At 37.9% G+C, this 22569-nt stretch carries 19 protein-coding genes; 11 read left to right on the top strand and 8 right to left on the bottom strand.

Annotated features, from left to right (window positions below; all coding sequences use genetic code 11):
• Positions 1–24: 24 nt before the first annotated feature.
• From ND811_RS03585 to ND811_RS03570, 4 genes are all read left to right on the top strand, one after another.
• Positions 25–261 carry a hypothetical protein gene (locus ND811_RS03585; protein WP_238776828.1) on the top strand — a complete coding sequence of 79 codons (237 nt, stop codon included), beginning with the start codon at positions 25–27 and terminating at the stop codon, positions 259–261.
• The gene (locus ND811_RS03580; protein WP_265350330.1) at positions 261–1403 is read left to right on the top strand and encodes a suppressor of fused domain protein; all 1143 of its coding nucleotides are present in this window, start codon (positions 261–263) and stop codon (positions 1401–1403) included. The genes ND811_RS03585 and ND811_RS03580 overlap by 1 nt, the downstream gene beginning before the upstream one ends.
• A gap of 67 nt (positions 1404–1470) precedes the next feature.
• Positions 1471–2052, top strand: a complete 582-nt coding sequence (locus ND811_RS03575) for a hypothetical protein (protein ID WP_265350331.1) — start codon at positions 1471–1473, stop codon at positions 2050–2052.
• 24 nt (positions 2053–2076) lie between these two features.
• Entirely contained in the window at positions 2077–2247 is a 171-nt protein-coding gene (locus ND811_RS03570; RefSeq protein WP_265350332.1) for a hypothetical protein, read from the top strand.
• A gap of 137 nt (positions 2248–2384) precedes the next feature.
• Here the strand turns inward: ND811_RS03570 and ND811_RS03565 are convergent, their stop codons facing one another.
• A complete protein-coding gene (locus ND811_RS03565) occupies positions 2385–3404 on the bottom strand; it encodes a synaptic vesicle VAT-1 family membrane protein (protein WP_265350333.1) in 1020 nt (339 codons plus the stop codon).
• A 77-nt stretch (positions 3405–3481) separates the two neighbouring features.
• Here ND811_RS03565 and gcvT point away from each other — a divergent pair, with 77 nt between their 5' ends.
• The 4 genes from gcvT to ND811_RS03545 are packed head-to-tail and all read left to right on the top strand — an operon-like array spanning position 3482 to position 8306.
• Entirely contained in the window at positions 3482–4594 is a 1113-nt protein-coding gene (gene gcvT, locus ND811_RS03560; protein ID WP_265350334.1) for a glycine cleavage system aminomethyltransferase GcvT, read from the top strand.
• 30 nt (positions 4595–4624) lie between these two features.
• Positions 4625–5017: a glycine cleavage system protein GcvH gene (gene gcvH / locus ND811_RS03555; RefSeq protein ID WP_265350335.1), complete on the top strand. Its 393-nt coding sequence runs from the start codon at positions 4625–4627 to the stop codon at positions 5015–5017.
• 16 nt (positions 5018–5033) lie between these two features.
• A complete protein-coding gene (gene gcvP, locus ND811_RS03550) occupies positions 5034–7946 on the top strand; it encodes an aminomethyl-transferring glycine dehydrogenase (protein WP_265350336.1) in 2913 nt (970 codons plus the stop codon).
• Between the two features lie 24 nt (positions 7947–7970).
• A complete protein-coding gene (locus ND811_RS03545; RefSeq protein WP_265350337.1) occupies positions 7971–8306 on the top strand; it encodes a (2Fe-2S) ferredoxin domain-containing protein in 336 nt (111 codons plus the stop codon).
• A gap of 49 nt (positions 8307–8355) precedes the next feature.
• Here the strand turns inward: ND811_RS03545 and ND811_RS03540 are convergent, their stop codons facing one another.
• Positions 8356–9060: a hypothetical protein gene (locus tag ND811_RS03540; RefSeq protein WP_265350338.1), complete on the bottom strand. Its 705-nt coding sequence runs from the start codon at positions 9058–9060 to the stop codon at positions 8356–8358.
• A 516-nt stretch (positions 9061–9576) separates the two neighbouring features.
• Here ND811_RS03540 and ND811_RS03535 point away from each other — a divergent pair.
• Positions 9577–10356: a c-type cytochrome gene (locus ND811_RS03535; protein WP_265350964.1), complete on the top strand. Its 780-nt coding sequence runs from the start codon at positions 9577–9579 to the stop codon at positions 10354–10356.
• A gap of 5 nt (positions 10357–10361) precedes the next feature.
• On the opposite strand, the gene ND811_RS03530 is transcribed toward ND811_RS03535, so the two are convergent.
• The 5 genes from ND811_RS03530 to ND811_RS03510 all read right to left on the bottom strand — a co-directional run bounded on the left by ND811_RS03530 (position 10362) and on the right by ND811_RS03510 (position 19548).
• Positions 10362–12812, bottom strand: coding sequence for a C1 family peptidase (locus ND811_RS03530; RefSeq protein WP_265350339.1), 2451 nt, complete (start codon positions 12810–12812; stop codon positions 10362–10364).
• Positions 12809–13435: a permease gene (locus ND811_RS03525; RefSeq protein ID WP_265350340.1), complete on the bottom strand. Its 627-nt coding sequence runs from the start codon at positions 13433–13435 to the stop codon at positions 12809–12811. The genes ND811_RS03530 and ND811_RS03525 overlap by 4 nt, the downstream gene beginning before the upstream one ends.
• Before the next feature lie 74 nt (positions 13436–13509).
• Positions 13510–15210 (bottom strand): hypothetical protein, encoded by a 1701-nt coding sequence (locus ND811_RS03520; RefSeq protein ID WP_265350341.1) that lies wholly within the window; start codon positions 15208–15210, stop codon positions 13510–13512.
• A gap of 38 nt (positions 15211–15248) precedes the next feature.
• On the bottom strand, positions 15249–18623 hold the full coding sequence (locus tag ND811_RS03515; protein ID WP_265350342.1) for a methylmalonyl-CoA mutase family protein: 3375 nt from the start codon (positions 18621–18623) through the stop codon (positions 15249–15251).
• Positions 18624–18726: 103 nt separating this feature from the next.
• A complete protein-coding gene (locus tag ND811_RS03510) occupies positions 18727–19548 on the bottom strand; it encodes a lysophospholipid acyltransferase family protein (protein WP_265350965.1) in 822 nt (273 codons plus the stop codon).
• A gap of 71 nt (positions 19549–19619) precedes the next feature.
• Between ND811_RS03510 and ND811_RS03505 the strand changes: the two genes are divergently transcribed.
• Positions 19620–20630, top strand: coding sequence for a phosphatase PAP2 family protein (locus tag ND811_RS03505; protein ID WP_265350343.1), 1011 nt, complete (start codon positions 19620–19622; stop codon positions 20628–20630).
• A 3-nt stretch (positions 20631–20633) separates the two neighbouring features.
• Complete coding sequence (locus ND811_RS03500; RefSeq protein ID WP_265350344.1) at positions 20634–21911, top strand: oligosaccharide flippase family protein; 1278 nt, start codon at positions 20634–20636, stop codon at positions 21909–21911.
• On the opposite strand, the gene ND811_RS03495 is transcribed toward ND811_RS03500, so the two are convergent.
• Entirely contained in the window at positions 21889–22515 is a 627-nt protein-coding gene (locus ND811_RS03495; protein ID WP_265350345.1) for a hypothetical protein, read from the bottom strand. The two genes, ND811_RS03500 and ND811_RS03495, sit on opposite strands and share 23 nt — an antisense overlap.
• Positions 22516–22569 lie beyond the last annotated feature (54 nt).

Genomic DNA, 22569 nt, shown 5'->3' with positions numbered 1-22569 from the left:
GGAGACCAAGGAATCTATACTCGTATGACCCCAACACGCACGATTCAATCTTTTATCGACGCTAAAAAGGAAAACCAATCTCCTTCACAAGAAGTCTGGAACTCACTAAAAGGTTACAGAAAGTGGAATGAACCAGAACTCATCGGTCTAAGAAATGCCTCTGGATATTATCCAGATATTTATTTTGAAGAAGGAATGGATGAAACCATAGCCAAACTACTAGCAAAATTCAAAGAGAGAGTTGTTCCGCATAAATTTTAATGAATCCAAGCACCCCTAAAGTTTTATACCAAGAAGCAAATCCCTACGGTTCTTTTACTGCCTTTTTAGAAGATGATGGAAGAACCATTTACTTATACTTACAATCACATAACAACCCTGAGTGGCCCATGAAAACACTTTGGGTGCGTAACTTAATTGATGCCCCCGACGCACGTGTGGAGGAAGATTTTGATGCAGGTCTTGCGCCCGTACTGACCAAATCAGAAATCACAGATCCAAAAGCGCAAAGTTCACTCAAAGAAGACCAAATCCATTTCATATGGTCGGAAGAAGGCGATGCAGTGGCATTATTTGTGGATGAAGAACTACAAGCCTATCTTCCTTCTTGGTCAGGGATCAAAGGGATTCATGGATATGCAAAGTTTGCAAAAGAAGAAGCACCTACTGCCTCTCCCCTTGGTGATCCAGAAAATGGAGTGATTGCCGAACGAGTTAAAAACAATCGTAAATTTTGGGAATCTGTTGCAGAAAAAGATCATTGGAAGAAAGCACAAAAACTTCGATTGGATTTTTTAGAATCAAAACTTGGGAAACATGAAAAATATTGGTCTGCCGATGGTGGGAAGTATCCTTCTCTTGGGATCGCGTCGTTTTTACCAAAAGAATTTCCTGGAATTAAAATCTTCTCTACCATTGGGATGAGTGTTCAAAACCAACCTTCGATTGAACTCTATCATAAAGAATATGAAAACTTTTCTCGGATCGAACTTGTATTTGCCATCCAACTACTAAAAGATGCAGAAGATAAATCAGAAACTTGGATCCAACATGTACTTGGTGAGATGGTAAAGTTTCCTTGGAACACAGGAATCTGGTTTGGTCACTCTCATTCCATTCAAAATCCAAGAAAAGATCCCGATCAACTCTATCTAGACTTCAATTGGTTCGTTCTACGTAACGTCACAGAGGAAATAGAGCAGGGTTCCAAGGAATTATTACCAAACCTTCATGGACTCATCACTGAGAATGGAAAACGCGCTAATTTTCTCATATTAACACCTATTGCTACCGAAGAACGAATTTGTTTTATGCGAGAAGGTTCTGCAAAATTTTGGGAAACATGGAAGAAGGAAGGATACAGTTTCTTTCACGACAGCGAACGCAGGATGTTAGAATTCTAATTTTCTAGATTTTAATTCTAAAAAAATCCGATTCAAACTCTAAAATCTGACCGTTACTCTAAGAGATATGGCAGAGACGTATACAAAGTACTTCAATTTAGAATTTGAACCCTTTTCTTTAGAACGAATCCTGGAAGAAAGACAAGATTCTTCCGGATTTTTCCTCTCTACCGTATTCCAAAAACGGTTTTCGGAAGAAGTGAACCTCAAACGCCACGAAGATCAAAAACTTTGGATCCAAACCAAGAATCTTCGTTACGTAGTTCTAGATGGGATTCAGAAAATTTCCGATGAAAATGGACGACTAGAACCAACCAATATCCTCTACTTACTTGTATTTTTTGATTTTAATTCCATCACTGAGTATGGTTTCGAAGACGTTTGTAATGTATTAATGAAACGATATGATCTCCCTTCTCTCATCTTAAAAATGCCTGACACAGACCATTTAGAAATTTGGGGAAAGGATCATTCGCGTAAAAGTTATAAAAACGTTGTGCATCCTAACATTGAATCATTAATGAAAGCCCTCTTTGATTCCATTAATAAGAAGGATCATTTCCAATTTATTGGTTTAGAAAGAGCCAATTCGGATAAAAAATCAGGTTTTTTGATGAGTAGAAGGGGTTTTACAAGGGCAATTGCCTAATTTTTTCTGAACTTACCCTTATAAATGAAAAAACCCGCAGGTTTTGCGGGTTTACACAAACTTTCTTCGATCATATCGAAGGAAGAATCAAATCTAAGTTATTTCTTAGATTTTTTCTTTGCAGCTTTTTTCTTCGCTGCTTTCTTTTTTGCGGCTTTCTTTTTAGCAACCATTGTGATCGTCCTTATCTTTTGATTTCAAAACACGGCTGTCCTTGGCAAACAGAGAGTGAATTGATACGACATAATTAAATCATATCATTTTAAATGTAAAGAAATTTTATTTTTTGCATGAATTTTTATTCAAAATAAAAAAACAGGCTAATACTCATTCTACGGAACAATGATAACGATCTTACCAATAGTTTGTCCCGATTGAAATGTACGGAGTGCATCATGTATCGAATCAAACGTAAACTCATGTCCAATGGTTTGTTTTGGTAGTGATAACATCATTAAATCGGAAAAATGTTTTCGAAGTTCATCAATTTCATTCCACAACCATATTAAATTGAATCCCATCACCGATTTATTGTCTGAAATCATGGATAATGGATCAATTTTTGGTCGTGAGAGGTAAGAATATGCAATGGAAAACCAATTTCGGTATGAATGTGATGGTGTGAAGTTGGCACTACCATAAGTAACAAGCCTTCCCATTGGTGCTAAGAGATCATAACTGTCCTGAAAATAACGACCACCTAAACATTCTAAAACAATTTTTAGTGGATGATCTGATAATATTTTCTGCATCTCTTGTTTAAAACTAGGAGATCTAATGAGAAAATAATCATAACCAACCTCTTCTAAGATCGAAAACTTAACGGAATCACCTACAAGACCGATGGTGATTGCTTTTTTTTTCTTCGCAATGTGACCTGCCATGATCCCAACACCACCAGCAGCACTATGAACGAGAACATGATCTCCTTCTTTTACTTGTCCAAGAGGAACCAGTGCATAGTATGCAGTGAGTGCTTGTACAGCAAAGGCTGCACCATCTTGCATTGACCAACTCTTAGGAAGAGCAAATACAGTTTTTTCAGAAATGTTAAGATGAGTTGTGTATGCACCAAATCGAGTCACTCCAAACACAGAGTCACCAACTTCAAAATTCTTTACTTTTTCGCCTATTTTTACGATTTTTCCCGCAAATTCCAAACCGGGGATGAAACTTCCCTTTGGTGTTGCTGAATACAAACCATAAACCGAAAATACATCTGCGAAGTTAAGTCCAATGGCTTTTACTTCAATGGTTACTTCATCACCTTCGGGTGGCCTTAAAGGTTCATTTTTACGATGAAGGTTGTCGATAGATCCGGTTTTTTCAATGCGATAGACTTCTCTTAACATAATATCTTAAAAAAAATTCAATTCCATAACGATGAAACCATTTTTCAATGGTTTTAGAGTCTGATTGAGAGAAAGCCGTGGAACTAAAACAAACACCTTTACATACAATTCATAAAGAAATGGGAGCCAAGATGGTTCCTTTTGGTGGATGGGACATGCCTGTACAATATACGGGAATCATCCAAGAACATTTAGCCACTAGATCGGCTGCGGGACTCTTTGATGTTTCCCATATGGGTGAAATTTTTGTCACAGGAAATGAAACCGATGTTCTTTCTTTTTTAGAATCAGTCACTTGCAACACCGTCACTGGAATGAATGTAGGCCAAGTACAATACAATGCAGTAGTAAATGAATCTGGTGGTCTTGTGGATGACATCACTGTTTATAAATTCAGTGATTCAAAATATATGATTTGTTCCAATGCTTCGAACTACCCTACCGTGACAAAACATTTAGAAACATATAAAAAAGGAGAAGTCACTGTCGTTGATGATAGTAAAAACTGGCATCAAATTGCATTACAAGGTCCCAAAGCGGATGAAATTTTTTCCAAATATCTGGGCAAGGACTTAAGTTCTATCCTTTATTATCATTTTGAAGAAATGAATTGGAAAGGAGAAACCATCATCGTATCTCGCACTGGTTATACGGGAGAAGATGGTTTTGAAATTTACACATCGAATGCACTTGGTGTCACTCTCTGGAAAGAATTATTAGAAATAGGAAAAGATTATGGTTTGGTTCCTGTTGGTCTCGGGGCACGTGACACACTAAGGCTCGAAGCAAAATATCCACTCTATGGTCATGAATTAAATTCTGAATGGACACCTGTGGAATCGGGAATCAACTTTATCGTCAAAGAAAAACCCTCACCTTACCTGGGATATACGCGGATCATCGCAGACAAAAAGAACGGACCCAAACGAAAAGTTGTGGGAATTCGCCTTTTGGAACCTGGGGTTTTACGCGAAAATTTCCCAATTTTCTCTGGTGATGGAAAAGAAATTGGCAAATCCACTTCAGGAACCCATTCTCCTAGCCGGAAAGAATCCCTAGGCCTTGCGATTCTCGACACCGAATTCACCAAAAACCAGATGGAAGTATTTGTGGAGATTCGTGGGCAGAAGAAATTGGCTAAAGTGGAGACTGGCGCCTTCATAAAGGGCAGTGTTCGAAACAATCGTTAAACAAGGGCGTAGATAAGAAGAGGAAAAATCATGGCAGATACACAAGCAAAAGACGGTTATTATTATACGGAAAAACATGAATGGGTTAAAGTAGAAGGTGATATAGCGCTCATCGGAATCACTGACTTTGCACAAAATGCACTTGGTGACATTGTGTTTATTGACCTTCCGAAACCAGGAAAACAAATCAAAGCAAAAGACAGTCTTGGAACCATTGAATCAGTAAAAGCTGCCGAAGATTTGTATTCGCCAATTTCAGGTGAAGTTGTGGAAACAAATGCAACTCTCGGTTCCAATCCAGCGGCAGTGAATGCAGAGCCATTTGAAACTTGGATGGTAAAATTAAAAAACATACAAACTTCCGAACTCGGAAACCTTTTGTCCGCAGCACAATACAAAGAATACGTATCTAAATTAGATTAATAGGAGTTTTTCTAAAGTGAGTTCCACAAAACCTACATCACCTCTCCAATCCCCTTACGAAGAAACATTAGAACCAAGTGATAGCTTCCTCCGTCGCCATGTCGGTGTGACAGAAGAAACAGTTTCTTCGATGCTCAGCACAATTGGCTATAAGGCTTTGGACGATCTCATTAATGATGCGGTTCCGGAAAACATTCGTTTACGAAAGGAACTCAACTTACCAAATCCAATTGGTGAATATGCTCTCCAAAGAGAACTGAAGAAAATAGTTTCTAAAAACAAAATCTATCGGTCTTATTTGGGTCTTGGTTATTATTCTTGTATCACTCCTGCCGTGATCCAAAGAAATATTTTAGAAAACCCAGGTTGGTATACGGCGTACACTCCGTACCAAGCAGAAATTGCCCAAGGTAGAATGGAAGCTCTCATCAACTTCCAAACCATGATCACGGACTTAACGGGAATGGAAATTGCAAACGCATCTCTTCTGGATGAAGGGACAGCTGCAGCGGAAGCAATGAATATGCTCTTTTCTTTAAAGGATGATACACAAGGAAAATCATTTTTTGTTTCACAATCGGTGCATCCTCAAACATTAGATGTGATTCGCACACGAGCGATTCCACTGGGAATCAACATTGTTGTGGGTTCTTTTAAAAAGATGGTTCCTTCCAATGATTTTTTTGGAGCAATTGTACAATATCCTTCGACTGATGGAACCATTTTCGACTTTAGTGAATTCATTGAAAGCCTTCACAAAGTCGGAGCAAAAACAGTCGTGGCTGCTGATCTTTTGGCACTTACCATTTTGAAAGCACCCGGTGAAATGAATGCGGATGTTGTTGTGGGAACTACACAACGATTTGGATTGCCACTAGGATTTGGTGGACCTCATGCAGGGTACTTTGCCACAAAAGAAGAATACAAACGAAACATGCCGGGTCGTCTTATTGGAGTTTCTAAAGACTCTCAAGGAAAACCTGGTTACCGCCTAAGCCTTCAAACACGAGAACAACACATTCGTCGTGATAAAGCAACATCTAACATTTGTACAGCGCAAGTACTACTCGCAGTTTTATCTTCCATGTATGCAGTGTATCATGGACCAAAGGGTTTAAAACAAATTGCTTCTCGAGTCCATCGTATGACAACGATCCTTGCCACTGGACTTGAAAAACTCGGATATAAAATCATTTCCAACCCCTACTTTGATACGATTCGTGTAGAATTGTCTAAAATTTCTTCTGCAGAGATCATCCACTATGCGGAAGAAAGAGAAATCAATATCAGACAGGTTTCTGGTCATGTGATTAGCATCTCTTTAGATGAAACTACGAATCTAAAAGACATCAAAGACCTTTTGGAAATATTTAATGAAAACAAACCGTTACATTTTCAATTGGAAGACTTAACCTCAAAAGAAGAATGGAAAATTCCAGAACTCTTGGAACGTAAGTCAACATACTTAACACATCCAGTGTTTAATAGTTTTCATACAGAAACTGAGATGCTTCGTTACATCCGTAGATTGGAATCCAAAGATTTATCACTCACCACTTCTATGATTGCACTTGGGTCTTGCACTATGAAACTCAATGCATCCACAGAAATGTACCCAGTGACTTGGCCAGAGCTTTCCAATATTCATCCTTTCGTTCCTGAAAACCAAACTGAAGGATATAGAACACTTTTTAGCCAATTAGAAAAATGGCTTTGTGAAATCACTGGATTTGCTGAAGTATCTCTTCAACCTAACGCTGGTTCGCAAGGCGAGTATGCAGGTTTACTTGCGATTCGTAACTATCACCAAAGTCGTAACGATATGCATAGAGACATTTGTCTCATTCCAATTTCTGCACATGGAACTAATCCTGCTTCCGCAGTGATGGCAGGATTCAAAGTGGTTCCTGTGAATTGTGATACCAATGGTAACATTGATGTAGATGATCTTAAGAAAAAAGCAGTCGAATACAAAAGTAGTTTAGGTGCACTCATGGTTACCTATCCTTCTACACATGGTGTATTCGAAGCTTCCATCAAAGAAATTTGCCAAACCATTCATGATAATGGTGGGCAAGTGTATATGGATGGAGCCAATATGAATGCACAGGTTGGACTCACAAGACCTGCAGATATAGGTGCTGATGTTTGTCATTTAAACCTTCATAAAACTTTTTGTATCCCTCATGGTGGTGGTGGTCCTGGTGTTGGACCAATCGGTGTTGCTGAACACTTAGCACCTTTCCTTCCAGGACATAGCCTTGTGGAAAATGGATCGAATAACAGCCAGTGGGCGGTATCTGCTGCTCCTTGGGGATCGGCATCTATCATTGTGATTTCTTGGGCTTACATTGCCATGCTTGGATTTGAAGGATTACAATTTGCAACAAAAATCGCGATCCTCAATGCAAACTATATCGCTAAAAAATTAGAATCTTCATTTCCAGTTTTATATCGCGGTAACAAAGGTCTTGTAGCTCATGAGTGTATTTTAGATATGCGTGGATTCAAAAAAACAAGTGCTGTCGAAGTAGAAGATATCGCCAAACGTCTGATCGACTATGGTTTCCATTCACCGACCATGTCTTTTCCTGTTCCAGGAACTCTAATGGTCGAACCAACAGAATCAGAATCAAAGGAAGAACTCGACAGATTTATTGATTCTATGTTGGCCATTGCAGGAGAAATAAAAGACATTGAGTCAGGAGTTCTTTCCAAAGAAGATAACCCTCTTAAAAATTCTCCTCATACAGCAGACATGGTCATCAGCGACTCTTGGAACCATTCCTATCCAAGAGAACGAGCGGCTTATCCTCTTCCTTGGTTGCGTACACGTAAGTTCTGGCCGAGTGTTGGTCGTGTGGACAATGTTTACGGAGACCGCAACTTAGTATGCTCTTGTATTCCTATGGAAAATTACGCTGTTTAAGTAAATTAAGGAAAAGAAAAATCAATGTTTTACGAAAAACATGTTTTTGTTTGTGAAAACCAACGGGCACCCGGAGAACGGGTGTCTTGCGGAAACCAAGGTTCTATCGAACTTCTAAAACTCCTCAAACAAAAAGCAGCCAAAGCAGGTATCGAATATAAATTTCGGGTCCAAAAATCTGGTTGTTTGGACCGTTGTGAACTGGGTCCCATCCAAGTATCTTACCCCGAAGGAAAATGGTTTGCGATGAAAACGGAAGCAGATGTGGAAACAATTTTAGAATTTTATCTCAAAACTAACCAACCGGAAAAATACAAACACCTAATTGTCGCAGATGATGCAGTGGCAGGGGAAAAATAAAAAATAACCTAAATCTATTTTTTTAATAACCATCATAGAAAAATTTTTTCTATGATTTCGAAGTTGTAAGTAACCGTTCTACCCATTGTTTATCCATAACCAACAATCGATTTTTTTTTAAGTTTTCTTTTACAATCCATTTGATATGTTTATTTTTATATTTTGCAATTTTTTCAAAAGCAATTTTACCTTCCTTAGGAAGAGAGGCAATCGCAACGCTCCATCCATATCCAAGAGTTTTTCGTAAAGAAATTTGGTTTCCCGAAAGTTTTCCTTCAATTTTTTCAAAATCCAAAGTAATCTGATTAAGAATTTCTAATAGTTCATTAACAAAAGATTTTTCCTTTAATAGTTTGGGCTCACATAAAGCGGCAACAATAGCTCGCTTTTCTAAGTCATTGCCACTCATCCATTTCTTTAAGTTGGTGAGTATTTCTACTTTATGATTTTCTGTTATCTCTTGGATACCAATGGCAACTGATTCTCTAATCCTCCAGCTACTATGTGAAGCATATTTTCTTATGTTAGTTAATGTTTTTTTTATATTATTATTGTTTAAAATACAATACCCAACAATTCCACACATCACTACAAATTCTTCAGGAGAATTGCTCAAATCTTCATTATAAAATGACAAACACTCGTTAACTTCATTTTCAGATGCGTTTTTTGAAAATAAATACAAAAGCCCCAAATTACCTCTTGGCCCTGGTAGATGCGAATTTTTTAAAAGATGTTCAATTCGTTTGGTCATTGATTTGTTAAGGAATTAGATTTGATTGAACTATATATCTTTATAAGACACAACGATTTGAATTGCAATGGTCATATGGAACTCATTTCAATTAAAGACAGTACGTTTCAAATTCTATGATTACCAAGAAACCAATTTTGTTTCTCCATTTGATTCCAACGAATATTTAAACTATTTTATAACTCTTACAGTGTATTCTTTACAAAACTATGAACTTTTCAAAATGAAATTTTTCGTAAAGCGAAGATTTGCTCGCGAAATTAGGTAAGTGTGATATAAGGAAACCATTGGGAGGCGGGTTCAGTTCCTCTCCCTCAATCGGGTGGGGATACCAATATCCAATCTGTACCAATCCGCGAAAAACCCTCCTAATTCCCCTTGACCAAAAACATCTGCTCGAGTCTCTTTGCTCCACCTATGAAAAAAATTTCGCGTATCCTTATGATCACCTTTCTATCCTTAGTGGGCATTCTCGTAGCGTTAATCACGACCATCTATGCATTGAGTTCCGCTCGTATGAACAAAATTTACGAAGTAAAGTCTGTCCCTATTCCTAAATTTTCCAAACCTATAGATATCGCAGAGGGAAAGCGTATCTACCAATCCAGAGGATGTGGGGATTGCCATGACGTTAACGGAAGCGGAAAAACCTTTATTGATGATCCCGCCATAGGAACCTTATCTGGATCTAACCTAACAGCAGGTATAGGAGGAGTTTTATCTGATAATACTGATGAAGAACTTGCTATTGCGATTCGCGACGGTGTTGGAAGAAAAGGCAAAGCTTTAATCTTTATGCCTTCTACAGATTTTCAAGGTATGACCAATGAAGATGTTGGTAAATTAATCTCCTATTTACGTTCCACCCCCGCTGTTGACAAACCACAAGGCGAAGTCAAACCAGGACCGTTGGGCAGATTTCTATTTTTAATTGGAGAAATTCCTGTTTTCGTATCTGCGGAAATCATTAATCATGAAAGAAACCACCTTACAAATATTACACCCTCTATATCTATAGAATATGGAAAATATGTTGCATCAACATGTACAGGGTGTCATGGATTTGATTTAAAAGGTGGGCCTATCCAAGGTGCCCCACCAGAATGGCCTTCGGCACAGAATATAAGTAAAAATGGTCTCGGTCATTATACAGAAGCAAACTTTATCAAAACCATCAGAACAGGAAAACGTCCCGATGGTTCTGAAATGAAATTCCCAATGCCTTGGAAAAGTTTAGGGCAACTAACAGATACTGAACTTAAGGCACTTTGGATGTATTTACAAACGATTAATTAATCGTATCACTTCTCTTTACTAAAACTTAGTTCCACACCGTTTTCAATTTCTTTGAGCGATTGGAACTGAGCTAAAGAGTTTCCTTCCAATGATTTAGATAATTCAAATAAAAATCCATTAGCTCTTAACGTTTGACTCCCCGGTATCCATGTACCTTTGAATTGACGAATATCTTTATCACCTAACGTAAATTTAGCGATAAAATCTTGCCCATTCCCAGCGATCTCAATTCCTACTGTTTGCGGTCCCATTTTCGGATTCCAATACATTGAAGTCCAGGTACCGACAAAAGAAGCAGGCAATTCCTCTAGTGAAAATGCCCTTTTCTTAACATTTACTTTTGGTTCATTCCAAAAAACAGATACAAAATTTGAATCTTTAGACTCAGAACCAAATTCTGATTTAGAACGTACTGAGTATAAGAATAGATCACCTGACTTTCCAGGAAAAGTTTCGCTATAAGAATTTTTATTACCTTCTACAGAGGAAACAAATTCAAATTTTCCAGTCTTTCCATTTCCATTCAATTGTTTGCGATAAATATAATATTCAAAACTATCCTTTACCAAATCCCATTTTAAGCTGATTAATTTATCTTTTCCAAAAATTCCCGAGGTAAGTTTTTTGGGAGGAGGCAAAGAGACTCCGCCAGCTCTTTTAGTTAAAACAGGATCTGTTTTCCCAAACGCCACTTCACTTGGTTCTGCATATCCTAAGTCATTTGCAGATATAATAGTATATAAATATGGTTTTCCATTTTGGATTGTTAAGTCAGTATCCGTGAAACTTGTTCCAGTAATTTCAAATTGCCCAGAAGGTTCTGCTCTTTCATCAAATCGATACAAGTAATAGATTTTTGCCCCTGGAGCAGCATTCCAATTTAAAACAATTTTATTGGCAAATTCACCATTAGTTGCTGTTAAATGACTGACTTGATTCGGCAACAAGTTTTGGTCAGCAACATCAACGATCACTGAATCACTCCAATCACTAGATTGCTTTGAAGGTAATATGGCACTCACGCGATAATAATTTGATTCACCTACTTTGGGAGAAGAATCTATAAAGTTAGAAGTTTTACTTGTTCCGATGTTTTTCCATTTCAATTCTGAGTCTGCACGTGCAATTGTATAACTATTTGCTCCATCCAGTTCAGACCAACTTAATTCTACATTCGGCATAGTTCCGCTAACATAAACCACACCATTGAGACCAACCACCTGACCCAAACTCCCAACTACATTTGATTCAGCAGCTGTAAATCCCTCCACTTCCAAAGAAGAATCAGATACTTCTTCAGCACTTATGGAAACAATTTTATACACATATTTAGAGTTAGGTGATACTGAAATGTCAGTAAAACTTGGTATATCGGAATAAGCGAGATCATAAAATTCTGACTCATCTTTTCTTTGAATCAAATAGGCAACAGCTAAGTCTTGTTTTTTCCAAGTCAAAATAATCTTAGAGTCAAATTCTCCTTTTGAAACTCTAATTTCATTCGGAGGAAGTAGAGGTACCTTTGTTGGGATTGTAGTTAGATTCGGCGTATTCTGAGGTTTGGGTTCATCAATAATAGCATAAGTTTCTTGTCCAACTTTAGCGAGCATGGAATAAGAAACCCAACCAAATCCTTTATCACCCCAATTGGTTCCCCAAGAGTTTTGTAATTTAAACGCTCCTTTTTTTCCTGACTTGGATTTTTTATTATCATCATACCCGACAATCGTCATGGCGTGACCACCATAACTCTGCCCGCCATTCTCATCATAAATGTTAGAGCCTTTTAATTTATAGAATGCATCATCAATGATCATTCCGACCATAACTACGTTCTTACTGACTAATACCCGTTTAATTTCATCTGGGTTTTTAAAGTTAAGTCTAGAGAAGGATTTAATTTTGTATTTAAGTGCTTCTTTTTTGGAAGATTGCGATGGTTGTGTAAGATAATCTTTATCAGAATAAGGCATACTACTCCAAGGAGCAACACCGCTAGTCTTCAAAAATTCCATTGTTTTGTAATAGTATAACCCTTTATCTTCTCCACCATTTTGTTGGTTGTAAATAAAGGCTGGTGAAAATACAAAATTTCCTTTTCCGCCAGCAAACGGCGGATCATATTCAGAAACCTGTCCTTTGTTTTTTAATAGATATGATTTGATTGCGTAACCGGTGGCCCAAGCCACACAGCTATTTTGCCTTCCTTGATTTCCAACAGGCGGCATCTGTGAAGAGAGATCAACGGATTTAGGTAGTTCATCAAAGGAATTAAAATCTCTTTTGAGAGGAATACTGTCTTGGATTTCTTTGGAACTGGGAATGTATCCACAAGAAAAAGTTCCAGGCTTGCATCCTGGAGAACGTACGCTACTTGGGTCAAAGTCTTCAGCAAAAATTGCAGTAGAAATTACAAGGCAAAGCCCTATCACTTTCCAATTTGGTTTTAAATTCATGGTTTCATCCTTTCTATGATTTGTATGATACTATTTTTTTGATTCCATTCTGGATTGTTACGATCTTCCAATTGATAATAAAACTTTGATTTGGTGGATTCTAAATAAAATGAAACGTAATTATAACTGACACCTGTCATTTGTACTTTAGGAACATCTTCCATCGGTAGATGATTGATTTCATATAAAAAAAGCGATTCCATCCATTTTTGATATTTTTGTGGAGCAATCTCTTTTGATTCATTTAAAATCAATTTCCCTTTCTCCACTACTCGACGAGATAAGATAATTCTATTTTTTTCAGTCTCTAACTGAAATTGTTTTGCAAACCGAAACTCAGGCGCAACAGCACCAGAGCTTTCATCCCAAACGATCTTCATCGGCTTCCAATATCCTTTTTCGTTTTTAAGTTTTAAAGTTTCCGTTGGGATTTTTTTTGGTTTCAATTTTGTTATTTTATTAGTTTTATCCTTCCTCTTTGCATCAGAAACTGGGGATGGATTTGGAGTTGTCTTTGTATTCGGCTCTGCTTTCCTCTCCACTCCAGCCAAAACAAGACAAATTAAGAGAAGAATTAATTTTATATATGAAATCAAAGTGGATCGATCAAATCTTGTTCTCAAAAGAAAACAAGACTTTTTTAGTTATAAAACAGTGTTCGAAAGTTATAAAAAATGAGCCGTAGAAAGATAGAAGATTAGCTACTGCTAATTTCTGCTTTCAGCCACTTTTTCTCTCCAATGGATTTCTTCATATTTTCAATGAGTGCCACTGTGATGTTCGTATTGAGTTTTACCATATCAGGATCTTGTGCAAAAACAATCATTTCATCAATGATGTAGTCTATTAAGTTCTCGATAGACTTTCTTCCCGAAGGATCAGTTGCCATCGCCACTGTTGCCTGTGAAATTGCAGAATAAATAGTTAAACTAATTTGTTTGGTAAGATTTGCCTGCATGTCCTTAGGAAGTAACGATATTGGTTTCATATTCGCGGAAACACGCTCAGATACTTCAGTCACTAGGTTCTGAATCAAAGCTTGTAAGTTTGGATTCTGAGCCGATTTAGCAATATTTTTAATCGCAACTTTTTTAAGTTCATCTCGATTTTGGTCAATGGCATTCACGAGTTGATCAAGTGAATTTCCAGATTTTACTTCATTCTGAGTTTCTGTAAGAATCTGAATGGTGACAATATCAGAAATTTCTTCTTTGATGATATTGGAATAATATCTCAAAGTTTTACTAATCAAGTCGTTCCCTAAAATACGAGTGAATTGGTTGGTTTGTAACATTAGATAAATTTTATAGACCCGAACCAAACGAAAGAAACGAAATGTAGCTATAGGAACGAGTCCTAATACATCATACCAATGATAAATGGGATATAAAAACCAAGCTATATAAGTTTTATTTTTGATTGCTATAAGCCAACTCAGTATAAATTCAGCCAAAAAGAAAAACAGAAACGGTGCATCTAACAATAAGTAGTTGTTTACTGGGCTTCCATCTGATGCGATGGCTCGGTAATAGTTGAGAGCAAAATATTCTTTAAATTGAGAATTGAAAAATTCAATTTTTTGTTCTAAGGATCTGTTTTGGTCTCTCCAAAACCAGGCGAATGCCACAACAGTCGATGGAATTCGGTCTCTGTTCAAAACCGGATCTAATTCTTGCCTTAATTTGATATCCCGAGCTTTTGTTTTGTGTGTTTGGTATTCATTTTTAATTTTTGTTTGAATTTCCGTTAGGAATTTTGTTTGTCCAGACATGGCAAACGGATTAGTTTCTACAATCTCCAACATCCGTTTGTCCATCTTCTGAAGAATAGATAAAATTTCTTTCGACTCATTTGCCTCAACACTCAAACGGTTGATAAAAGCATATTTTTCAGAAAGTTCACCTAAAGTTGTGATTTCATCTGTTTCTTCCATAACACTAAAAAAATCATTGAGTTGAACCAATATATCTTCCACTTTTTTTCGGCGGACTTGGACGTCTTCAATTTGAATCGCCGACTCAAAGTTAGCATATAAGGAATCAAACTTTTCATTTGCTACCTGTGATTTTAAAGAAGTTAGAGTTTTGTAAATCTCTTCTCTCGTGATTTTTCTTTGGTTTTCTCGAAAACTATCATCACGCAGTTGAGTTAAATATTTTAAATCCTCCACCAAATCAGTGTAGGCGGTTGTGGTTCGATGAGGTTCAATTCCTAAAATTGGTTTGTCATAAAGTTTTAAAATTTCTGGGAATTTGTGAAAGTAAAACGGCCGCAAACTTAAATAACTTAAATCAAAAATAATGAGGGCCAAGTTCCCAAGGACAACAAAAACCATTGTTACGTCCCAGAGTAATGGAATTCCTAGTTTGTGTTTTTTGATTAAATCCCAAGAAATCATAAAGTCACCAAGGGTAGATGCACTACCCCTTCCTTTGTTTACATGTTACGGCGGTACTGACCTCCCACTTCGTACAAAGCGTGTGAGATCTGCCCTAAGGACGCCACTTTCACCGTTTCGAGTAACTCTTGAAAGATATTTTCTTTCGCACGAGCTACTTGTTTTAATTTTGTAATCGCAAACTCTGTTTTGCCTTCATTTCGTTTTTGAAACGCCTTCAAATTTTCAATTTGTTGTTGTTTCTCCTCATCTGTCGAACGAATCACCTCACCAGGAATGACAGTCGGTGATCCATTGCGATTGAGAAATGTATTCACACCAATGATCGGGTACTCACCAGTATGTTTTAAGGTTTCATAGTGGAGGGACTCTTCTTGGATTTTATTCCTTTGGTACATCCGCTCCATCGCACCAAGTACCCCACCCCTTTCGGTCAGACGATTAAATTCTGTTAAGATGGCTTCTTCGACTAAATTGGTAAGTTCTTCAATGATAAAAGCACCCTGTAATGGGTTTTCATTTTTGGCAAGACCAAGCTCTCTATTGATGATAAGCTGGATGGCAACGGCCCTGCGAACCGATTCTTCTGTGGGAGTTGTGATGGCTTCATCATAAGCATTGGTATGAAGCGAATTACAATTGTCATAAATTGCGTATAATGCCTGCAATGTGGTTCGAATATCATTAAAATCAATTTCTTGAGAGTGTAGCGACCGACCTGATGTTTGGATATGGTACTTTAACATTTGAGATCGTTCATTGGCTCTGTATTTGAACTTCATGGCTTTGGCCCAAATCCGTCGTGCCACACGGCCAATCACGGAATATTCGGGATCAATCCCATTTGAAAAAAAGAAAGATAGGTTCGGAGCAAACTCATTGATGTCCATCCCGCGACTTAAATAGTATTCTACATAAGTAAATCCATTGGCTAAGGTAAAGGCAACTTGGGTAATAGGATTGGCACCAGCTTCTGCTATATGGTATCCACTAATCGAAACCGAATAAAAATTTCGAACTGCATTTTGGATGAAGTGGTGTTGGATATCCCCCATCATCTTTAAAGCAAATTCCGTAGAGAAGATACAAGTGTTTTGGGCTTGGTCTTCTTTGAGTATGTCCGCTTGCACCGTTCCTCGCACTTGCGAAAGGGCTTCTTTTTTTAATTTTTCATAAACATCTTTAGGTAATACTTCATCACCCGTCACACCAAGAAGCATTAATCCCAAACTATTGTTAGTTTCAGGAAGTGCCCCATCGAAACTCGGAACCACTTGCCTTTTGGCCGCGTAGATTTTTTGAATTTGGGAATTCACTTCTTCCGTTTTCCCTTCCGCGCGTATGTATTTCTCACAAGCTTGGTCAATGGCAGCATTCAAAAAAAATGCAAGCACCATTGGTGCGGGTCCATTGATGGTCATGGAAACCGAAGTGGAAGGATCACAAAGATCAAAACCTGAATAAAGTTTTTTAGCATCATCAAGTGTGGCAACATTCACACCAGAGTTTCCGATTTTTCCATAAATATCAGGACGAATGTCTGGATCTTCCCCATACAAAGTCACAGAGTCAAAAGCAGTTGACAGTCGTTTGGCGGGCATTCCCGAACTCAAATAATGGAAACGACGATTGGTTCTTTCTGGCCCACCTTCTCCGGCAAACATACGTGTCGGATCTTCTCCACTTCGTTTGTAAGGATACACTCCCGCCGTATAAGGAAAAAAACCTGGGAAGTTTTCTTGGTAAGACCAATGTAAAATATCACCCCAATCGACAAAACGCGGTGTGGCAATTTTTGGAATTTTCAAATGGCTGAGAGAAACCGTATAGTTATCCACTTTGATTTCTTTGCCACGAACAAAATAAGAATACTGTTCTTTGCGAAAGGATTCAATTTTTTCAGACCAAGTATCCAATATGTTTTTGGATTCAAGTGATAAAGAATCCCATAACGATTGATACTCGGATTCCAAGTCTTTAGTTGGTTTTCCCTTTTTGGTTAAAACGGAAATGGCACCTTTTAGTTGGTAGGCGGATCTTGCAATTTCTGCTTCTTTGGAAATCCACTCAGCATTCCGATCAATTTCTTCTTTAATTTCTGTTAAATACCGAACACGGTCAGGCGGTAGCACAACAGATGCCTCTCTTCCCGTTTGGTTTTTTAGGTATTTCGATTTCCAATCCAATTGGCACTTGGCAATCACGACACCAATCAAATGGGCATAGAGTTCATCCGTTCCTGCATCTTGGAACTGAGACGCGATGGTTCCAAACACCGGCATTACATCTATTGGATCATTGAATAAATTGCGAGACCTTTGGTATTGTTTTTTAACATCCCGAAGGGCATCCAGTGCCCCGCGTTTGTCAAACTTGTTGATCGAAATCACATCCGCGTAATCGATCATATCAATTTTTTCTAACTGAGTGGCGGCACCATACTCCGGTGTCATCACGTATAACGAAACATCGGCGACTTCCGTAATTTCAGAATCACTTTGTCCTATCCCAGCAGTTTCAACTATGATGAGATCATATCCGGCAGATTTTAAAATTTGAATGGCACCTTTCACACTTCTGTTGAGTGCAATGTTTGCTTCTCTTGTTGCAAACGATCTCATATACACTCTTTCGTTAAAAATGGAATTCATTCGAATTCGATCCCCGAGGAGGGCCCCACCTGTTTTTCGTTTGGATGGATCGACAGAAAGTATCGCTATAGTTTTGTCTGGAAAGTCATGTAAATACCGACGAACGAGTTCATCAGTTAAAGAAGATTTACCAGCTCCACCAGTTCCTGTAATCCCAAGAACGGGAATGTTTTTTTGCGGCGGGGGAAATTCTAAATTAATGGAGTAATTTGTTTTTTCTTGCAGAAGTGAAAATTCCATCTGCGTGATGGCTTGTCCAAGTGCTAAATAGTTTTTCTTTTGGATTTGTGACGCTAGGTCTCCGTTAAATGACAGTGGAGTAGGAAAATCAGATTGTTTGACCACATCATTGATCATCCCTTGCAAACCAAGGGTCCTTCCTTCATCAGGAGAATAAATATGAGCGACACCATATTTGTGTAAAACTTCAATCTCCGAAGGAAGAATGGTTCCACCACCACCACCAAACACGCGAATATGACCTGCCCCTTCTTTTTTTAATAGATCAATCATGTATTGAAAATATTCCACATGACCACCTTGGTAACTGGTGATCGCAATCCCTTGTACATCTTCTTGGATGGCACATTGGACAATCTCTTGTACACTCCTGTTGTGGCCCAAGTGGATGACTTCCACCCCACTTTGTTGCAAAATCCTCCTCATGATATTGATGGAAGCGTCGTGGCCATCAAAGAGAGAGGCCGCCGTCACAAATCGAATTTTGTTTTGGGGGGTGTATGTTAAGATTTCGGTGGTCATAGAGAACAACGTTCTAGAAGGATTGGTACGGGTTCAATTGTAAAATATGACGGGAATGACATAGTTTTTGAAAACTATGCCATATTTTTCTAAAAGGTCGAGTTTAAAGTACGGATTCCGCCTTTTTCATCAATTCCCTCACTCGATTTTCTAAAATTTCAGTCAGTTCTTTGGCCGCTTTTTTCTCCGGTCCCGTAGGAAATTCAGAAGGAGGGATGGGTTTGCCGATCACATAACGAATTTTGGTTTTGAAAGCATCTCCCGTTAGGAAAGCCTTCGGTTTTGACATGTTTGTGGCACCTACAATCCCAGAAGGAATGATGGGAACCCCGGCACGAATGGCCAGTTTTGCTGCCATAGCCCGGAAAGATTGGAGTTCGCCTGTTTCTGACCTAGAACCTTCCGGATAGATAGAAAGAAGCTCTCCCTCTTTCATTAAATCTACCATATAATTCTCTAATTTTTCGTAGTATTCCATCGCAGCCCTTTTGTCCATTTCGGATTCTTTGGCTGCGTTGCGGATGATGGGCATACTTCCCCAGTTGATCAGGTTTTTTTTCACTACACTTCCAAGTGAATTCACCAAAACCTCAATGACTGGTTTAGTTAGGCTTAATGGAGGGTATTGAAACGGTGAGTTCTTATGGTTGATTAGAGCCATAATCTCTTCTTGCGGGTGAAAAAGCTCATATTTGCCTAGATAAACGATTTTTCGATCAGCAAAGGCACCTTGGACAGCAATGTCCAAATAATCTGTATGGTTTGAAACAATAAGAGCTCCACCAGATTCGGGAATATTTTCATATCCAGCCACTTTTACGTCGTAAATAAGCTCCAAGAGGTTACGGAGAACGGTTTTGGGAACTTCGCGGGGTATCACGAAAAGACTTTCTAATATATCTGCGGCGTTTTGGTTTGAATCCATAGAAACATCACATATTTCAAAATAAAACTTTATGAAATCAAGTTGGATTTTCATCTTAGATGGAAATTCCTATGAAAGAACTCCTCCAAGCACAGAACTCCCTTTGGTTCTCCCCTATCCCCTTGGATTCCCTACACCATTGGGATCCAACTTTCGGTGGTATCTTTGTCGCGATTTCGACTCTCTGCCATTACCTGGGGGGAAGTAGCTTTTTTTTAGGCCTCATTTCCTTCGTTTATATTTATTATCGTCCGAAACTTGCTTTTGAACTTTCTCTTGGGTTACTTACCTCAGCGGTGATGGTTTCTCTTTTAAAGTTTTATTTTGAAAGTCCAAGGCCCTTTCCGTACCCGGAAGCCTTTGATGAAAAAGCATTCGGATTACCCTCTGGACATGTTTATTCAGCAGTTGTCGTATGGGGACTGTTAGCGTATCGAATCCCAAAACTTTGGTTTCGAGTTCTTTCTGCTTTCATTATTCTTTTTATGCCGTTTTCCAGAATGTATCTTAAAGTACATTTTTTGGGAGATGTTAGTATGGGATTTGGATTGGGTGTGATCCATTTACTGATTCTTTTATTTTTACTCGATCGATTTTACAAAAAAGATTCTATCCCCGCCTTCCTACATACTGATAAGTATCGAACTCTAAGTTTACTGGGCATAGTAGTGACCTTATCGCCGATCTCATTAGATTCTCCTTTTTTATCGAGCGAACATCACCATAGTTTATCGGGAGTTCTTATGGCAAGCGGTGCTCTCGCCGGTTTTTGGATGGGAATTTTATTTTATCCAAGGTTGAGCAAACCCGAATTTTTAGATTGGTCTCTTCCTAAATTTAATTTTTCTTTCGGAACGAAAGAATTTAATATTTTTTGGAATACGATACTTGTTCGTTTGTTAGTTTTAGCTATCGTGATATCGCTACTCTATGTGTTACCCGGAATAATGATCAAAAAGTCCATCTGGAAGGATGATTTGTTTTTAAGATATATTCGATACTTAGTGGTTGGATTTGCACTTATCGCCATTGTTCCCTTAGTTCTGCAAAAAATAAAAAAAGGAAAGTTTTTGCAAAACTAATACATGCAAAAAATAAAAAAGATATTTCAAATTTTAAAAGTGGAACTAATGAAAGAAGGAGTTCTTAAAAACTCTTTCTTTGTTAGTAGTTCCAAAGCAGTATCCGCTGTCACCAATTTGGTGTTTATGATTTATTCCGTGAACTTACTGAGCAAAGCGGAAAATGGAAAACTCCAATACTTTTTAGGTTTTTTACCAGTCGTTTTAGCTGTTGCCGAATTCGGACTTCCTAACGCTCTAATCAAATATATTTCTCCAATGGCAGAACGGAAGGAAAACCCTGGTGCCATTTTAAATGCATCTCTTCGAATCAAATTTTATTCTTTTTTGTTTTTATCCCTAGTTTGTTTTGTAGCTTTCATCACTGGTGACGAAAACTATTTTGTACTTTTACTGCTGTTATTTGGTGGAATCATCATTTCGTTTATATCATATTTCGAAAGCCTTTTTGTTTCTTACCGTAAATATAAATCTTTATCACTTTGGAACCCACTTCCAAATGTAGTCCGACTTTTATTATTACTCTATTTTTCTCTGTCAAGTGTTCATCCATTAACTTATATGGATATACTTGCCATTTTCTGCATTGCGCCTATATTTGTTTTGTTTTTATTCTTTTTCTTTTTTAACAATGATGAGATCTCATTTACCGCTGAACCTAAAGAGATTAGAATTAGTGAAAAAAAACTTTTGCTTTTTAATCTTTGGGCATTTGCAGCCTCTATATGTGCAATTCTATCTGATCGACTTGAAATCTTCTTTCTAAACCAATTCCACCCTCCAGAGATTGTTGCGGATTACGGAACCGCCTTACAACTATTTAGTGGCTTCATCATTATACTTGCGACGTTTAACTCTATTATTTATCCAAAATTAGCGAGACTTGCAGAAACAGAAGAATTCCCCATTGTTTTAAAAAAATCAGTTTTTTTAGGTGGGATGATAGCAATCGCACTATCTCCTGGAATTTTACTTGCAGAACCCATCTTAACATTGTTATTCGGCACTAAATATACCAATTCGATTTCGGTTTTTAAAATTTTATATCCAAACTTTTTATTACAATTAGTTTTTGCCCCCTTAGGAACGGCACTCTTTGCTTTAGGATTACCGAGACTACTAGCTGGACTAGCACTACTGCGATTGTTATTTGGTGCCATCTTTGATTATTGGATTATCCCTGATTGGGGGGCCAATGGAGCGGCGATATCGCTCTTTCTCGGGCAAATTGTATCTTGGTTACTTTTAACAGGTTACTTTATGGCTTACTTTCGGAAGTAACAAACTCATATATTTTTTTATAGTTTGATTCTAGTGTTTCCCACTCGTTAGGAGTAATACTTTTCCCATATAACTTCTGATAAGCATCTTTTACGGATTTTCCTTCAGAGATGTATTCCTTTAACTTTAGGATTACCATTTTTAATTGGATCGAATCGTTTTGGATGTCATAATCGCGATTGATTCTAGTCCCTGAGGCCATTTCAAATTCGCGAACAAAAATCTCGGGCAACGTAAAAATACCATAACCTTCGAAATGATTGGTTCGAAACTCTGATCGCGTTTTGGCCCAGGCCAGCAAAAACAAAGAAGGATTAGGCGGATTTCCACCTAACAATGTCCCATCTGGAAATTGTAATTTCTGAGAAAATCGGACTACCGCCCTAGAAAGTTCTTTTCTTCGACGAACTGAAAAATTTGTTTTTTCGGCTTCTGTAAGATAGGTAAATAAAACAGCTTCTTCTTTGCTATGGTCCGCCTTTTCAAAAAACCGACTCAAATCATGTGAAAAACGAGTGTCAGCTTCCCTATAAGAAAAAATAACCAACAGAAGAGGGAAAATGAGAAGAAATCCATGTCTGTATTTCAAAAGTATTTTCTTCATCCCTACAAGTATCGGGATAGTTTCCTTTCTCTTTCTTTCTTTTTTTTCCAGTCT

This window comes from Leptospira soteropolitanensis (genome assembly GCF_026151655.1).
Classification (GTDB): Bacteria; Spirochaetota; Leptospiria; order Leptospirales; family Leptospiraceae; genus Leptospira_A; species Leptospira_A soteropolitanensis.
The sequence above is the reverse complement of the archived record's forward strand: the minus strand, read 5'-3'. Positions and strand labels throughout refer to the sequence as shown.

Excerpts from the sequence above, each read along its gene's own strand:
- gcvH (WP_265350335.1), top strand. The coding sequence starts at position 4,625 with ATGGCAGATACACAAGCAAAAGACGGTTATTATTATACGGAAAAACAT.
- ND811_RS03520 (WP_265350341.1), bottom strand. The coding sequence starts at position 15,210 with ATGATTTCTTGGGATTTAATCAAAAAACACAAACTAGGAATTCCATTA.
- ND811_RS03565 (WP_265350333.1), bottom strand. The coding sequence starts at position 3,404 with ATGTTAAGAGAAGTCTATCGCATTGAAAAAACCGGATCTATCGACAAC.
- ND811_RS03535 (WP_265350964.1), top strand. The coding sequence starts at position 9,577 with ATGAACAAAATTTACGAAGTAAAGTCTGTCCCTATTCCTAAATTTTCC.
- ND811_RS03530 (WP_265350339.1), bottom strand. The coding sequence starts at position 12,812 with ATGAATTTAAAACCAAATTGGAAAGTGATAGGGCTTTGCCTTGTAATT.
- ND811_RS03585 (WP_238776828.1), top strand. The coding sequence starts at position 25 with ATGACCCCAACACGCACGATTCAATCTTTTATCGACGCTAAAAAGGAA.
- ND811_RS03505 (WP_265350343.1), top strand. The coding sequence starts at position 19,620 with ATGAAAGAACTCCTCCAAGCACAGAACTCCCTTTGGTTCTCCCCTATC.
- ND811_RS03580 (WP_265350330.1), top strand. The coding sequence starts at position 261 with ATGAATCCAAGCACCCCTAAAGTTTTATACCAAGAAGCAAATCCCTAC.
- ND811_RS03500 (WP_265350344.1), top strand. The coding sequence starts at position 20,634 with ATGCAAAAAATAAAAAAGATATTTCAAATTTTAAAAGTGGAACTAATG.
- ND811_RS03570 (WP_265350332.1), top strand. The coding sequence starts at position 2,077 with ATGAAAAAACCCGCAGGTTTTGCGGGTTTACACAAACTTTCTTCGATC.
- ND811_RS03540 (WP_265350338.1), bottom strand. The coding sequence starts at position 9,060 with ATGACCAAACGAATTGAACATCTTTTAAAAAATTCGCATCTACCAGGG.
- ND811_RS03495 (WP_265350345.1), bottom strand. The coding sequence starts at position 22,515 with ATGAAGAAAATACTTTTGAAATACAGACATGGATTTCTTCTCATTTTC.
- ND811_RS03545 (WP_265350337.1), top strand. The coding sequence starts at position 7,971 with ATGTTTTACGAAAAACATGTTTTTGTTTGTGAAAACCAACGGGCACCC.
- ND811_RS03515 (WP_265350342.1), bottom strand. The coding sequence starts at position 18,623 with ATGACCACCGAAATCTTAACATACACCCCCCAAAACAAAATTCGATTT.
- ND811_RS03575 (WP_265350331.1), top strand. The coding sequence starts at position 1,471 with ATGGCAGAGACGTATACAAAGTACTTCAATTTAGAATTTGAACCCTTT.
- ND811_RS03510 (WP_265350965.1), bottom strand. The coding sequence starts at position 19,548 with ATGGATTCAAACCAAAACGCCGCAGATATATTAGAAAGTCTTTTCGTG.